At 70.0% G+C, this 14,509-nt stretch carries 12 protein-coding genes and 1 rRNA gene; 8 read left to right on the forward strand and 5 right to left on the reverse strand.

What is annotated here, in order from left to right; translation table 11 throughout:
• Positions 1–252: 252 nt before the first annotated feature.
• Both ACWD3E_RS15925 and ACWD3E_RS15930 read right to left on the reverse strand, forming a co-directional pair.
• Positions 253–1,071 (reverse strand): SDR family oxidoreductase, encoded by an 819-nt coding sequence (locus ACWD3E_RS15925; protein ID WP_451388120.1) that lies wholly within the window; start codon positions 1,069–1,071, stop codon positions 253–255.
• Positions 1,072–1,358: 287 nt separating this feature from the next.
• The gene (locus ACWD3E_RS15930) at positions 1,359–2,288 is read right to left on the reverse strand and encodes an oxidoreductase (protein WP_451388121.1); all 930 of its coding nucleotides are present in this window, start codon (positions 2,286–2,288) and stop codon (positions 1,359–1,361) included.
• A 54-nt stretch (positions 2,289–2,342) separates the two neighbouring features.
• Between ACWD3E_RS15930 and ACWD3E_RS15935 the strand changes: the two genes are divergently transcribed.
• The 7 genes from ACWD3E_RS15935 (at position 2,343) to ACWD3E_RS15965 (ending at position 10,520) form a co-directional block, all read left to right on the forward strand.
• Positions 2,343–2,954 (forward strand): TetR/AcrR family transcriptional regulator, encoded by a 612-nt coding sequence (locus tag ACWD3E_RS15935; RefSeq protein WP_451388122.1) that lies wholly within the window; start codon positions 2,343–2,345, stop codon positions 2,952–2,954.
• A gap of 372 nt (positions 2,955–3,326) precedes the next feature.
• A complete protein-coding gene (locus tag ACWD3E_RS15940; protein ID WP_014673544.1) occupies positions 3,327–3,635 on the forward strand; it encodes a hypothetical protein in 309 nt (102 codons plus the stop codon).
• 195 nt (positions 3,636–3,830) lie between these two features.
• Positions 3,831–4,652, forward strand: coding sequence for a hypothetical protein (locus ACWD3E_RS15945; RefSeq protein WP_451388123.1), 822 nt, complete (start codon positions 3,831–3,833; stop codon positions 4,650–4,652).
• Positions 4,642–5,973 (forward strand): hypothetical protein, encoded by a 1,332-nt coding sequence (locus ACWD3E_RS15950; RefSeq protein ID WP_451388124.1) that lies wholly within the window; start codon positions 4,642–4,644, stop codon positions 5,971–5,973. Before ACWD3E_RS15945 ends, ACWD3E_RS15950 begins: the two co-directional genes overlap by 11 nt.
• Positions 5,970–7,529 (forward strand): SCO6880 family protein, encoded by a 1,560-nt coding sequence (locus ACWD3E_RS15955; protein WP_451388125.1) that lies wholly within the window; start codon positions 5,970–5,972, stop codon positions 7,527–7,529. The genes ACWD3E_RS15950 and ACWD3E_RS15955 overlap by 4 nt, the downstream gene beginning before the upstream one ends.
• Before the next feature lie 14 nt (positions 7,530–7,543).
• Complete coding sequence (locus tag ACWD3E_RS15960; protein ID WP_451388126.1) at positions 7,544–8,956, forward strand: ATP-binding protein; 1,413 nt, start codon at positions 7,544–7,546, stop codon at positions 8,954–8,956.
• Between the two features lie 19 nt (positions 8,957–8,975).
• Positions 8,976–10,520, forward strand: a complete 1,545-nt coding sequence (locus ACWD3E_RS15965; RefSeq protein WP_451388127.1) for a type IV secretory system conjugative DNA transfer family protein — start codon at positions 8,976–8,978, stop codon at positions 10,518–10,520.
• Positions 10,521–10,523: 3 nt separating this feature from the next.
• On the opposite strand, the gene ACWD3E_RS15970 is transcribed toward ACWD3E_RS15965, so the two are convergent.
• The gene (locus ACWD3E_RS15970; RefSeq protein WP_451388128.1) at positions 10,524–11,084 is read right to left on the reverse strand and encodes a GNAT family N-acetyltransferase; all 561 of its coding nucleotides are present in this window, start codon (positions 11,082–11,084) and stop codon (positions 10,524–10,526) included.
• 94 nt (positions 11,085–11,178) lie between these two features.
• Between ACWD3E_RS15970 and ACWD3E_RS15975 the strand changes: the two genes are divergently transcribed.
• The gene (locus ACWD3E_RS15975; protein WP_451388129.1) at positions 11,179–11,742 is read left to right on the forward strand and encodes a cysteine hydrolase family protein; all 564 of its coding nucleotides are present in this window, start codon (positions 11,179–11,181) and stop codon (positions 11,740–11,742) included.
• 3 nt (positions 11,743–11,745) lie between these two features.
• Here the strand turns inward: ACWD3E_RS15975 and ACWD3E_RS15980 are convergent, their stop codons facing one another.
• Positions 11,746–14,250 carry a beta-propeller fold lactonase family protein gene (locus ACWD3E_RS15980; protein WP_451388130.1) on the reverse strand — a complete coding sequence of 835 codons (2,505 nt, stop codon included), beginning with the start codon at positions 14,248–14,250 and terminating at the stop codon, positions 11,746–11,748.
• Between the two features lie 171 nt (positions 14,251–14,421).
• Positions 14,422–14,509, reverse strand: a 5S ribosomal RNA gene (gene rrf / locus ACWD3E_RS15985); the annotation flags it as partial.

The raw sequence follows: 14,509 nt of genomic DNA on the forward strand, positions 1-14,509 counted from the left end.
TGAGAAACACGCTCCGACTTCACCGAGATTTTCCTGTGAAACCTCCCTGTGGCGGTGGAGCTTCTCCTCCCGGCAGTACGGCCTGGTAGACGCCCGTTGTCCAGCCGGCTGCGCAGGGCCCACGGGGCATTGCGGGTCGATGACGAGAGGCCCGATGCAGCGCCCGGCTTCGTACCCACGGTAAAGGGCACCTTCCCGTCCCGCCTCCGCGCCAGTACGGCGCGCGTCGACGACCCGTACCCGAGCCCTTGCTCAAGCGGGCGCCGTCATCCCCCCGTCCACCGCGATCGTCTGCCCGGTGATGAAGGACGCCGCGTCGCTCGCCAGGAAGACCACGAGCCCCGCGAGCTCTCCCGGCCGGCCCCAGCGGCCCAGGGCGGTGCGTGTGCGCAGCCAGTGCTCCCGCTCGGGGTCGTCGGCCGGCTCCGTGTCGAGGTCGGTCGCGAAGATGCCCGGTGCCACCGAGTTGACCGTGGTGCCGCTGGGGCCGAGGTCGGCGGCCAGGGCCCGGGTCAGGCCGTCGAGGCCCGCTTTCGCGGTCGCGTAGGCGGCGTCGCCGGTGCGGGCCAGCCGGCCGACGGCCGAGGAGACGTTGATGATGCGGCCCGGCACACCGCGCGCGGCCAGGCCCTGCGCCATGGTCTGGCTCAGCGCGTACGCCGAGGCCAGGTGGACGTCGAGCATCGCGGACAGCTCGTCCGGGGTCATCTGGTGCACGGCCCGCGGGTCGCATCGGCCCACGTTGTTGACCAGGACATCGATGTCGCCGAGCCCGCTCACCGCCTGCTCGGCAGCCTCCCGGTCCGTGACGTCGAAGGCGGCGGCGAGGACGTCGTAGCCCTCCTCCCGCAGGCGCACCGCGACAGCCTCGGCGGTGTCCGGGTTCCGGCCGTTGAGGATCACCCGTGCCCCGGCGGCGGCCAGGCCTCGCGCCATCTCCAGCCCGAGCCCGCGCACCGAGCCGGTCACGAGGGCTGTGCGGCCGTCGAGCCGGAAGTTCAACCGGCCGGTGCCGCCGCCCATGCCTGCCGCCATCCGTGAGTCCTGGTGGGTCCTGGAGGAGTCGTCCACGCGTCACCGTATCCGGCCGTGCGGGTGAGCCGCATGACCGTCTCGGCACGTATGACGCGCACGACGCTCGGTACGACGGCGGCCACCTTCCGCGCCGCTCTCCTCCTGGCCGCCTGCTCCGGCGGGGGCGGCGGGCAGTCGCACGGTTCGACGGGTTCCGGCACGCCCGGGGCGGGCTCGGGGACCCGAAGGACGCCACCCACTGCCCGGTCGAAAACCACAAACAGCTCGGGATGGACGAGCACGTCACGGTCGGCTGAGCCCGGCTGCGATTGCGGCGTGAGCGCCTACGACGTCTGCGCCGCCGTGAGCCCCCACGCCACCCCCGTCAGCTCCTCCGAGAGGGTCCACAGGCGGCGGGCCGACTCCGGGTCGCTCGCCGCCCCGCTGCGGCCCACCAGCGTAGGCGCGCCCCGCCACTCGCCCAGCCCGTCGGGGCCGACGTAGGCCGCCCCGGGGAGGTCCTGGGTCGCGGCGTAGAGCGTGGGGAGGGCGCCGGCCCTGTCGTCCTGGGCCAGCAGCTTGTTGCCGACGGCCATGAGCGCCCGCGCGACGGGGTTCCCGGCGTGGCTCTGCAGATTGGTGGCCGCGTAGCCCGGGTGGACCGCCAGGGCGCGCACTCCGGAGCCCGCCCCGGTCAGGCGGCGCTGGAGTTCCAGGGTGAAGAGCAGGTTGGCCAGCTTGGACTGGGCGTAGGCGCGTTGCGGGTTGTAGCGGCCGGTGAGGTTGACGTCCTCGAACTCGATCCGGGCGTCGCCCCAGCGGTGGGCGGCGGAGGCGACCGTCACCACCCGGTCGGTGACGTAGGGCAGCAGCAGGTTGGCGAGCGCGAAGTGGCCCAGGTGGTTCGTGCCGAACTGCATCTCGAAGCCCTGCTTCGTGCGCTGCTCCGGCAGCATCATCACGCCCGCGTTGTTGATCAGCAGGTCCAGCGGGCGGTCCCAGCCGGCGGCGAACTCGCGTACCGAGTCCAGATCCGCCAGGTCCAGGCGGCGCACCTCGGTGCTGCCGCTCACCTTCGCCGCCGCGGCCCCGCCCCGCGCGAGGTCCCGTACGGCGAACACCACGTGTGCCCCGGCCCGCGCGAGCGCCTGGGCCGCGGTGAAGCCGATGCCGCTGTTGGCACCGGTGACCACGGCCGTACGGCCTGTCAGGTCGGGGAGGTGGGTCGCATTCCACTTGGTGCGCGTACCGCGCGCTTCGGTCGTCTCGGCCATGGAAGCCAATGTAGGCAGCGCCAACAATGCTGTCAATGACAACATCGAGATACGATGGTCCGCATGCCGCGCCCGTCCACAAACCGCCCCTACCACCACGGCGACCTGCGCACCGCCCTCCTCAAGAGCGCCGAGCGCACCCTGCGCGAGAAGGGCGTCGGCGCGCTCTCGCTGCGCGAGCTGGCCCGTGACGCCGGCGTGAGCCATGCCGCGCCGGGCCGGCACTTCAAGGACAAGCAGGCACTGCTCGACGCCCTCGCGCTGGACGGATACGAGCGCCTCAACCAGGCCCTGGATGCCGCCGACAGCCCCGGCCAGACCTTCGAGGAACACATGACGGCGCTCGCACGGGCCTACCTCGGGTTCGCCGTCGCGCACCCGGAACTGCTGGAGCTGATGTTCGCGCGCAAGCACGACCCCGACAGCTCCGCGCAGCTCGCGGCGGCCGTCGACCGCTCCCTCGGCTCCTTCACCAGGCTGGTCGCCGAGGCCCAGGGACGCGGGGAGATCATCCAGGGCGACCCCGAGCGCATCACCATGGTCGCCGCCGCGAGCCTGCACGGCCTCGCCGCACTCATCGCCGGCTGCGCCCTCGACGCGGACGAGGCTGTGGCCGGCCTGGACGAGCACGTCCACCTGCTGCTGCACGGCCTGAGCCCTCGCTGACCCGGCGCCCGCCCCCAAGTCGCCGAGCACCGCCCGCACTACGGCCTTCCGCCTGCACACGGAATGCCCCGTGCGCTCCGTGAGACCATCGACTCGGCACCTCACCCGACCAGCCGTCAAAAACCGTGCCAGGTCGGGACGGAGGCCGTAAAGGAGGACAACGACGGAACCACACGACAGGTTTCGCTGGGGCCTCGTTGCCCGGCGTGACCTGCCGTGATACACAGAGTGACCGTACTAGCCATGCGTACGAAACCCGCCAGTCAATGACGTCAAGTCGACATACGACGGCGACGTTGTCGGCGAGAATGAGACCTGACCCCTGCACACGGCAGGGTCTTGCGGAACTACCCACCAGGGGCGGTGACTTACATGCTCTTTGCGGCCGACAAGGGAGACATCAACACCATCATCGGCGGGATCGCTCCGGACTGGGGCCCCTTCGGCAGCCTGGGCAACGAGGCCAAGGTGATGATCGAGGTGGTGATGGCAGTGGCCATTCTGCTCTGCCTCGGCATCGCGGTCTGGGGTGCGGCCAAACAGCGCATCGGCGCGACGGCCCTGCGGGACACCTTCAGCGCGGAACAGGGCAAGGGCCTCATCATCGCCGGTCTCACCGGAGTCTTCATCATCGGCTCCCTGGGCACACTGTTCACGATCGTGTACGGCATGGCGGTCTGACGCTCTTCCTTTTCCCTTTCCCCTCCTCCTACTTCCTCCCGGGCACGCCCGGTCCTGGTCCCCTCCACCCCACCCACCCGTCGTGCCCACCGGCTGAGGTTGCGTTTCCCTGATGTCGAGTCACCACACCGCGCCCGCGCGGAAACCAGCACGGCTACCGTCGTATCTCTACGAGGTGGAGGGGGCGTACGCGGCATGAGTCCCGGAGACGAGCAGGGCTACGCCGAAGCGGGCCAGACCCGGACCCGCCTGCCCGGGGGCGACCCCTACGGCGGCGCGCCCCGCAGAAACAGCCGGTCCTCCTCGCGGAGCCTGGTCACGGTCGTCGGCGTCGTCGTCGTCCTGATCGCCGCGATCGCCTTCGCGAACCGCGGAGACGATTCGTCGTCCGACGACTCGACAGCCAAGGGCTCCCGCCCGAAGGCCGCCCCTACGGCAGCCAGCGGGACGCGTCCGGTGGAAACCAAGTCATCCGCCGCCATCCCCTCCGGCTTCGCCCACAGCACGCAAGGAGCACAGAGCGCGGCGGCGAACTATGCGGTGGCTCTGGGGTCCGCCGAGATGTTCAACAAGGCCGCACGCGATGCCATCCTTCAGGCCGTCACCGTTCCGTCCCAGCTATCGCGTTCCGAGGCTGCGTTCGACAAGGCGTACACGCCCGCCTTCAACGAGAACCTCGGTCTCAACGACGACGGTTCGGCGCCGAGGGGCTACACATTCGTCTCACGCACGAGCCCGATCGGTACCAAGGTCACCGAGTCCACGAGCGACACCGCGACGGTCGAGGTCTGGTGCAGTGGCCTCCTCGGTCTCGCGGGCGACAAGTCCACGAACCCGGTCACCAACAGCTGGTTCACCATCACGATGAAACTCGAGTGGGCCGGCGGCGACTGGAAGATCAGCACGCAGTCCCAGCAGGAAGGCCCGGCGCCCGTACCCGGCGACGACAGGGCCTCCAGCTCCGATGAGATGTCCAAGGCCGTCCAGGAGTACGGAGGGTTCACCTATGCCCGCTAGTCGCCGCGTACTCACCCTGGCCGGCGCGGTCACGGCCGCTCAGACGGCAGCGGTCCTCCTGGCCACGCGTGCCCTGGCCGCGCCCACTCCCTCACCCTCGACGAGCAACAACCCGTGCGCCCTGCTCCACGGCACCGCTCGGGAATTCTGCGACCAGGACAACGGCGGCGCCAAGAAGGGCCTCACCGGATCCAACTCCGACGGCTCCCTGGACTCGACTCTCGACCCCCTGTCCTCGCTGGCCAAAGGCTGCGCCGAGGCCGCTTCCTGGACGGTGGACAAACTCAGCAAGGCCGTGAAGGAGACCGCCAACGTCGACTTCACGAATCAGAAGTTCCTGCAGCAGTACGCCGTCGTCTTCGCCGCCTCCACGATCCTGACGCTGCTGCTGTGGCTGCTGGCCGTCGCCAAGCGCGCGGTGCGCGGTGTGCCGCTCACCACCGCCATCTCCGAAGCCGTCGGCTTCCTGTGGCTGACGGTGCTGGCCTCCGCCTTCACCCCGCTGATCCTGTACACCGTCGTCTCGGCCACGGACAGCGTCACCGACGTCCTCGCGAAGGCGACCGGCGACCAGGCGGACACGTTCTTCGGCACCTTCTCCGGCGCCCTCAACAAGGGCAACGACATCGGCGGCGGACCGATCATGCTGATCGTGGTGTCCCTCGTCAGCATCCTCGCCGCCGGCATCCTCTGGCTGGAGCTGGTCATCCGCGCCGCCCTGCTCTACGTCGGCGCCCTCCTCGGCACCGTCGTCTACGCCGGACTGGTCGACAAGAACCTGTGGGGGCACGTCCGCCGCTGGGCCGGGATCATGATCGCTGTCATCCTCGTCAAGCCGGTCATCGTCATCGTGCTGGGACTGGCAGGCGCACTGTCCTCCGACAACGGCCCCGACGCCTTCTCCGCCGTCGTCTCCGGTCTCGCCATCATCCTGCTCGCCATCTTCGCCAGCGCGATGATCTACCGCTTCGTCCCCGGCTTCGGCGACGAGATCGCCGGCTCCCGCAACAACCGCATCATGCAGGGCGCCGAGGGCAAGGCCGCCGCCGTCATCAGCTCCCCCGCCACCCTGGTCGCCCAGGGCATCAAGACCCACAGCAGCCGCGCCGACAACAACGCAGGCGGCGGAGCGCAGAGCAGCAGCACGCCGCGCCCCGCCAACCCCGCCTCCGGCGGCGTCGCCGCCCACGGCAGCCGTACCCCGGGCGGCAACGGCGGAGCCGTCCCCTCCGCCACACCCGCGCCCCGCGCGGCCAGCCCGCTCAACACCCCGCACGCCGGCAACACCCGCAACAACCGCACGGGAGGTGAAGGGCGTTGACGACCGAGTCCCATCTGTCCCATCCGGTCACGCCCCGCCGTACGTATCTCATCGGCCGCGCCCGGCCGAACGCGATCGTCGGCCGGAACCGCGAGTCCGGCGAGATCGCGCTGATCATCGCGGGCGCGTTCCTCGGCATGATGTGCGGCCTCCTCGTCCCGGTGCTGTCCCTGCGGATCGTGCTGCTGACGGGCTTCCCGCTGCTCGCGCTCGCCGCCGTGTACGTGCCGTACAAGCGCCGCACCTTCTACAAGTGGTTCGAGATCAACCGCTCCTACAAGCGGACCGTCAAGCGCGGGGCCGTCTACCGCTCCACCGCCGCGGAGGCCGGCACCCGCCTCGACGGACGCGAGGTCGAGATCGGACCGCCGCCCGGCATCGGCCGGATCAGCTGGCTCGCCGCCCCCTTCGGGCCCGACGAGATCGCCGTACTGCTGCACGCCGACCGCAGGACCGTCACCGCCGCCATCGAGATCGAGGGCCCCGGCGTCGGACTGCGCGACTCCGAGGACCAGGAGGCCCTGGTCGACCGCTTCGGCACGCTGCTCAAGCACGTCGCCAACGGCGACGGCTTCGTGACCCGGCTGCAGATGCTCGCCCGTACGCTGCCCGCTGACCCCGACGCACACGCCAAGGACGTCGCCCAGCGCGGCGACGGGCGTTCACCGCAGTGGCTGCAGCAGTCGTACGACCAGCTCCAGTCCATGGTGTCCACCAGCAGCGAGCAGCACCGCGCCTACCTCGTCGCCTGCATGCACTACACCCGCGAACTGGCCTCCGAGGCCCAGGCCATGGCCCGGGCCGCACGCCCGCAGGCGGGCCGCAAGCTGGACCGGGACGCGGGGCTCGCCGTCGTCATGGCCCGCGAGCTGACCGACATCTGCTCGCGCCTCCAGGAGGCGGACATCCGGGTGCGGCAGCCCCTCGGGCAGGGGCGGCTCGCCTCCCTCATCCACTCCATGTACGACCCCGACCATCCCATCGACCACATCCAGGCGATGACCCAGCGCAACGCCTGGCCGGCCGAGCTCGACGCCATGGAGCCCACCTACCTCCAGGCCAAGACCCGGGAGTCCAACACCCGCGCGCCCTGGTGCCACGCCACGGCCTGGGTGAAGGAGTGGCCGATGACGCCCGTCGGCGTCAACTTCCTCGCGCCCCTCCTCGTCCACACCCCGGACGTCATCCGCACGGTCGCCGTCACGATGGACCTCGAACCCACCGAGATCGCCATCGAGCGCATGCTGACCGAGAAGACCAACGACGAGGCCGAGGCCTCCCGTGCCGCCAAGATGAACCGCACCGTCGACCCCCGGGACGTGGCCGCCCACTCCCGCCTCGACCAGCGCGGCGAGGACCTCGCCAGCGGCGCCGCCGGCGTCAACCTGGTCGGCTACATCACCGTCTCCGCCCGCTCCCCGGAGGCACTGAACCGCGACAAGCGCACCATAAGGGCCTCCGCAGGCAAGTCGTATCTGAAGCTGGAGTGGTGCGACCGCGAGCACCACCGGGCCTTCGTGAACACACTTCCCTTCGCCACCGGCATCCGAAGGTAGGGGCTGATTCGCCGATGCGGGATCCGCTGTCCGTCCTCACCGACGCCTTCGCCTCCTTCCTCTTCGGGAAGGTCGAGACGACCCGGCTTCCGGTGCGCACCTCCACCGGCCAGGCCCAGGCGGTCTACCTGCCGACCGCCGCGCCCGGCCTGGGCGACTCCGGTGTCATCATCGGCCGCGAGGTGTACTCCGGGAAGGGCTACATCTACGACCCCTTCCAGCTGTACGGTCAGCAGCTCCCGGCCCCGCACTGGCTCGTCCTCGGCGAGTCCGGGAACGGCAAGTCGGCCCTGGAGAAGACGTACGTCCTGCGCCAGCTGCGCTTCAGGGACCGCCAGGTCGTCGTCCTGGACGCCCAGGGCGAGGACGGCGTCGGCGAATGGAACCTGATCGCGGAAGAGCTGGGGATAACGCCGATCCGGCTCGATCCGACGGCCGCCCTGGACCACGGGATCCGGCTGAACCCGCTGGACCCGGCGATCACGACGACCGGCCAGCTGGCCCTGCTCCGCACCATCATCGAAGTGGCGATGGGGCACGGCCTCGACGAGCGCTCCGGCTTCGCGCTGAAGGTCGCCCACTCGTACGTCAACGAGACGATCGTCGACCGCCAGCCGGTCCTGACGGACATCGTGGAGCAACTGCGCCACCCCGAACCGGAGTCGGCGGAGGCGATGAACGTCGCCATAGACGACGTACGGGCCTGGGGCCTGGACGTCGCCCTGGTGCTGGACCGCCTGGTCGACGGTGACCTGCGCGGCATGTTCGACGGCCCGACGACGGTCGGCATCGACCTGGACGCCCCGCTGATCGTCTTCGACCTGTCCCACATCGACCGCAACTCCATCGCCATGCCCATCCTGATGGCAATCGTCGGCGTCTGGCTGGAGCACACCTGGATCCGCCCCGACCGGAAGAAGCGCATCTTCCTGGTCGAGGAGGCCTGGCACATCATCAACAGCCCCTTCGTGGCCCAGCTGTTCCAGCGCCTGCTGAAGTTCGGCCGGCGGCTGGGTCTGTCCTTCGTCGCGGTCGTCCACCATCTGTCCGACGTCGTGGACGGGGCAGCGGCCAAGGAGGCCGCGGCGATCCTGAAGATGGCGTCCACCAGGACGATCTACGCCCAGAAGGCGGACGAGGCACGCTCCACCGGGCGGGTGCTCGGCCTGCCCCGCTGGGCGGTGGAGATCATCCCCACCCTCACCCCCGGCATCGCCGTCTGGGACGTCAACGGCAACGTCCAGGTGGTCAAACACCTGATCACGGAGACCGAACGCCCGCTGGTCTTCACCGACCGCGCGATGACCGAGTCCTCCAGCGACCTCACGGCCGACGACGCGCTGCGCGCCGCCGAACTGGAGGCCGAACAGCGGGCGGCGGCCTTCGTGGAACAGCACCTGGGCGACTCCGAGTCGACGGTGGCGTAGGGGCAGGGGAGGGAGAGGCGTGAGACCGGACGAGCGCCACGATCGCCGTGCGGACCGGCGCGAGGGCCAGGGCGGCCAGGGCGGCATCCCGGACGGCCTGCTGGTCGGCATCCTCGCCTTCCTCCTCGGCATGACCCTGCTGGTGTGGACGGCCACAGGCCTGGCGGCCTGGTTCGCCAACGGCGCCTGGCCCGCCGGCGTCAACTTCACCCGCACCCCGCTGGCCATGCGCCACCTCATCGGCCAACCGCACGACCTCACCGGGGCCTGGCCGAACACCCCTCCGGGCCAGCTCTCCGGCTGGGGCCTGTTCTGGGGCCTGTTCATCGGCCAGCTGATGATCCTGTTCGTCCTGACCGTGTTCGCGATCGGCTCGCTGGCGCGGTGGCGGGCGAGGAGAGCGAAACGGGCTTACGAGACGGAGGCGGTGGACGGCAGCCGAGTACAGCCTCCTGCCGCCACTCCGGCGCCGGAGCGGCAGGCGTACACACAGCCCCTGCCGCAGCCGCAGCCCCAGCACGAGGTGCCCGCGCCTCGCCTGGAGCCTGCGCCTGAGCCTGCAGCTGCTCCTGCACCGGCTCCTGCGCCGCAGGAACCGGCCGGCGGCCACTTTCCCGTCAATGGTGAACGGACGGTCGGGTGGGCGAAAATCCTCATCGCCCCCAGGGAAAGCCGCCACGCCACCGCGGTCCAGGCCGTCCAGGACGCCTCGGGCCCCGCCCTGGTCGTCACCTCGAACCCGGCCCTCTGGGCGGAGACCAAGGACGCCAGAGCCAAACTGGGCCCCACCCTCCTCTACGACCCCACCCACCTCTGCGACACCCCGGCTCGCCTCCACTGGTCCCCGACCACAGGCTGCGAGGACAAGCAGACGGCACTGCAGAGAGCCACCGCCCTCCTGAGCCCCGTCCAGCCCACAGCCAAGATCGACCAGGCGGTGGCCGACACCGCGACAACGCTTCTGCGCAGCTACCTCCACGCCGCCGCCCTGGAGAACCTCACCATCCGCCACGTCCACCGCTGGTCCCAGGGCACCCAGATCCAGGAGGCCGTACGTACCCTCCGTACGCACCTCAAGGCCGCCCCTGGAGCCGCCGGCGAGCTGGAGGCCGCGCTCACCGCGCACCCCGAGCGCAAGGACATGGCCCAGGAGTTGACGAGCCGTGCCCTGTCGGCCCTCTTCACGGTCAACATCCGCGAAGCCTGCAATCCCAACCGAACCGACGCGCTCGCCCTGGATTCCTTTGTCCAGGAAGGGGGCACGCTTTATGTGGTCGGTGAATCCATCGAGGACCCCAGGACCAACCCGGGCGCGATGCCCCTCCTGACGGCCCTCACCGCAAGCGTGGTCGAGCGCGGCCGGCGCATGGCCGAACGGTCATCCTCCGGTCGGCTCGACCCACCACTCACCCTGGTCCTGGACGACATCGCGGCCGTGGCCCCCGTCCCCCAGCTCCCGGACCTGCTCACCACGGGAGCCGACCAGGGCCTGCCGACCCTGGCCCTGCTCCGCTCCCGCGAACAGGCCCGCTCCCGCTGGCCGCACCGGGAACTGCCGGTCTAGCCGCTACTTCTCCAGCACGAACTCCAGCTCGTTCTCAGCCTTGTCCTTGGAGAACGACAAGACCACCCCGCTCGGCGCGAACCCCGCCTTGCGGTACGCCCCCTGCGCCCGCGCGTTGTCCTCGTGCACGAGCAGCCGTACCCGCTCCGCACCGCGCTCCCACGCCCAGGCCACACCGGCTTCGAACAGCGCCTGGATCAGCCCGTTCCCGCGGTGCTCCGGCCGTACGAACACCCCGACGACATGCCCCTGCCGCCGCTCGACCGGATACCCGGCCCAGTCCTTCGTCCCGGCTTCTTCGATGAGCACGGTGACGCTGCCGACCCAAGTGCCGTCCGGTGCCTCGGCGATGAACTGCTGAGCCGTCGTCGAGCCCACACCGGACCCGATGGCGCGCTCCTGATAGAACGAGTCCGGCCGGTCCACGGCGACCTCGTAGGTCTCCAGGAAGGCGATGTGCGCGACCGGATCGCGCAGCGCGTCGAGCCGCAGCTGCTTCACGGCGGGCCAGTCCTCGGGTCGTATGGCGCGGACGACGTAGTCGTCGCTGGTCAGGGTGGTCATGGGGCCACCGTAGCCCGCACCCGCGGGCCCGCTCATCCCAAATACGGGCCGCCCTACGAGGCCGACTGTCGGTGGCGGGGCCTACCGTGGGCGCATGACCACGCTTTCCGAACGCCCCAACACGGCTTTGCTCGTCATCGACGTCCAGAACGGAGTGGTGGTACCGGGTTCCCCGAACCGCGACGGCGTCATCGCGAACATCAACACCCTGCTCGACAAGGCCCGCACGGCCGGCGTACCGGTCGTCTGGGTGCAGCACCAGGACGAGGAACTGGTGGCCGGCACCGAGGCCTGGGAGTACGTCCCGGAGCTGAAGCGGCTCGACACCGAACCCCTCGTCGCCAAGAGCTACCGGGACTCCTTCGAGGACACCGACCTGGAGTCCGTCCTGGCCGAGCACGGCGTGGGCCGGCTCGTCGTCACGGGCGCCCAGAGCGACTTCTGCGTCCGCTCGACGCTGCAGGGCGCCCAGACCCGCGGGTACGACGCCACGCTGGTCGCCGATGCCCACACCACGGAGGACCTCAGCGAATACGGCGCGCCCGCCCCGGAACAGGTGATAGCCCACACCAACCTCTACTGGAGCGGGCAGCACGTACCCGGCCGCCGGGGCGGGACGGTGAAGACGGCGGACGTCGACTTCACGACCGCCGGCTAGCGGTCAGTCGTCGTCATCGTCCAGCTTCTGCGCCTGGTCGTCGGGGACGGCCCCGTACAGCTCGTGCCGCGGCTCGGGCATCCGGCTCCGGGCCCCGCGCACGCTCTTCCAGATCGCCTCGTTGAAGGTCCGCTCGTCGATCTGGTCCTCCTTGGTGAGGTTCTGCTTCGCCGACACCCCGGCCATCGGCGAGTTGACCGTGTTCACAGCCGTCAGATCGGTGCTCGGCTTCACGGCCGTGTAAGGCGAGGCGTCCGGTGCGGCGGTGAAGGAGTTCACCATCGGGGTGGCGTACGCGTCGAACTGCGTCATGGGCCGCAGCCCCAGCAGCAGCTCGATCGTGCGCACCATGGACGCGGTCGAGTAGAAGGTCGAGTCGACCCGCCCGGTCTGCGTGTACGGGCTGATGACCTGCGAGATCGTCCGGTGCGCGTCCACGTGGTCCGGGCCGTTCTGCGCGTCGTCCTCGGTCACGAAGATCGCGGTCGACTTCCAGTACTTCGAGTGGGAGACGGTGTCCACCAGCTGCCCCAGCGCCCAGTCGTTGTCGGCGACGTAGGCCTGCGGGGTGGGCATGCCGGCCCTGGTGCCGGAGGTGTGGTCGTTGGGCAGCCGCACCATCTCGAAGGCGGGCAGGTTCCCGTCCTGCTCGTACTGGGCGAACTCCTTCTTCCACTCCTCGATCCGCGGCCCGCCACAGGTCTTCGACCGCGCGGTGAAGGTACCGGCCGAGTCCGGGCAGCTCAGGTTGTACGGCCCGAAGTCGTGGTCGGTGGCGGCGTTGAGCACGGGATCGGCCGCTACGGACTTCCCGCTCGCGTCGGTGTTCACGTAGAAGCCGTAGTTACGGAAGGAGACGCCCTTGTCGCCCAGCCGCTGCCAGATGTAGGCGTGCTCGGGGTCCTTGTTGGGCGCGATCGCCGGGTCGCCGTTCTCGGACGGGTAACTGTGGTTACGGCCCGAGTAGTTCGCCGGCCACCCTTCCTCGCTGTACGGGTTGGAGTTGGCGGCCACGGTCCAGTTCCAGCCCTGGGCGCTGACCTCGGCGTCGGCGTAGAAGTTGTCGAGGGTGACGAACTTCCGCTGCAGCGCGCGGGCGTTGGGCGCCGAGTCGTTGCCGAACAGGTTCAGGGAGCCGTCCCCGTTCCCCTTCCCCAGCGACCCGAACTCCTGGTCGTAGGTCCGGTTCTCCTTGACGACGTAGATCACGTGCTTGATCGGCGTCCGCTCCCCGACCCGCCGGGGCACGACGGCCCCCACGGCCCGCGGGCTGTTCCCGTCCTCGAAGCCGTTGTTGAGGACGACGGTCCGCGTCCAGCGCCCCAACTGCTTCCACCCGCCGTCGAGGGGGATGGCCGACAGCGTGCCCTTGATCATCGAGCCCGAGTACTGGTCCGGTGACTGAGGCGAGGTCGAGGTCGGATTCGGGTATCCAGGCCCGTTGTTCGGACCGGCGCCCAGCCCCTTGGCGTTGGTGACGTACAGCTTGTCGTCCAGCGGGACGACGGCCGTCGGATACCAGGCGGTGGGAATGAGCCCGGCGGTGCGGCCGGTCTTCAGCTCGATGACAGCGAGGTCGTTGTTCCCGGAGTTGGCGACATACAGCCGCCGGCCGTCCTCGGACAGCGCGAGGGCGTCCGGATTGCTGCCGACGGGTGCGTTCGGGTACGGCGCGAGCGAGATGGTCCGCGTGACCTTCCGCGTGGCGACGTCGATGACACTCACCTGGTCGCTGTCGCCATTGGCCACGTAGAGCGTGTGCTGTCCCGCGTCGGCGACGACGGCATTGGGGTGCGTCCCCACCTTGACGGTCGTCGAGACCACCGGCGCGGACCCGCTGAGGTCCAGGACGCTGACGGTGTCGCCGCCCTGGTTGGTGACGAACGCGGTCTTCCCGTCCTCGGCGAGCGCGACGGCGTACGGCGCGTGCCCCACGGCCACGGTCGACATGGATCCGTCGGCGAGATTCACCACGGTGGCCGCGTCCGCGAGCCGGTCGGCGACGACGAGCCGCTGCCCGTCGGGCGTCACGGCGAGCCCGGCCGGATACATGTTCACGGCCTGCCCGTCGGGGTTCTTCGTGGGCAGCTTGATGGGGGCGGTCTCGGTGAGCCGGCCACCGTTCACGTCGTACGTGTGGATGATCTCGCGCCCACCACCGCTGGCGTAGGCCCGCTTGCCGTCGGGACTGAAGGCGAGCCCGGTGAACACGGCCTGGGGGCTCGGGTAGGAGATGGTCTGCACGACCTCCGAGTCGGCGGGGTCGACGACCTGGAGGGACTGGGTGCCCTGACCGGCGTTGCTCACCAGGAGCATGCTCTTGTCGGGCGAGAGCACGGCGTTGAGGGGGAGATTGCCCAACTGGACCTGGTGGCCGGCCGGGGTGACCTTGTAGCCGACGGGAGTTACGGCGGTCCCGTCGCCCTTGGGACCTGCGGTGCCCTGCCCACCGACGGCCGCGAGCGCTACGGCGGCCCCGGTGGCGAGCACGGCCGTACCAGCCAGCACAGTGACAACTCGACGTCGATTTCTGCGTCTGAGGACCATGGTTCACGACGCTGGCAGGCGGCCTCAACGAGACCGTGGATCCTCAGTGACGTGCGCATGACCGTGCCGTGAACGCGAAAAAGCCCCAACTCACGGGTTCTCACCCGGAGTTGGGGCTCTTTCTCAAAAGGAGTTCGGCGGCGTCCTACTCTCCCACAGGGTCCCCCCTGCAGTACCATCGGCGCTGTGAGGCTTAGCTTCCGGGTTCGGAATGTAACCG

Source organism: Streptomyces sp. NPDC002676 (assembly GCF_053592455.1).

Excerpts from the sequence above, each read along its gene's own strand:
- ACWD3E_RS15930 (WP_451388121.1), bottom strand. The coding sequence starts at position 2,288 with ATGGCCGAGACGACCGAAGCGCGCGGTACGCGCACCAAGTGGAATGCG.
- ACWD3E_RS15935 (WP_451388122.1), top strand. The coding sequence starts at position 2,343 with ATGGTCCGCATGCCGCGCCCGTCCACAAACCGCCCCTACCACCACGGC.
- ACWD3E_RS15940 (WP_014673544.1), top strand. The coding sequence starts at position 3,327 with ATGCTCTTTGCGGCCGACAAGGGAGACATCAACACCATCATCGGCGGG.
- ACWD3E_RS15945 (WP_451388123.1), top strand. The coding sequence starts at position 3,831 with ATGAGTCCCGGAGACGAGCAGGGCTACGCCGAAGCGGGCCAGACCCGG.
- ACWD3E_RS15950 (WP_451388124.1), top strand. The coding sequence starts at position 4,642 with ATGCCCGCTAGTCGCCGCGTACTCACCCTGGCCGGCGCGGTCACGGCC.
- ACWD3E_RS15960 (WP_451388126.1), top strand. The coding sequence starts at position 7,544 with ATGCGGGATCCGCTGTCCGTCCTCACCGACGCCTTCGCCTCCTTCCTC.
- ACWD3E_RS15970 (WP_451388128.1), bottom strand. The coding sequence starts at position 11,084 with ATGACCACCCTGACCAGCGACGACTACGTCGTCCGCGCCATACGACCC.
- ACWD3E_RS15975 (WP_451388129.1), top strand. The coding sequence starts at position 11,179 with ATGACCACGCTTTCCGAACGCCCCAACACGGCTTTGCTCGTCATCGAC.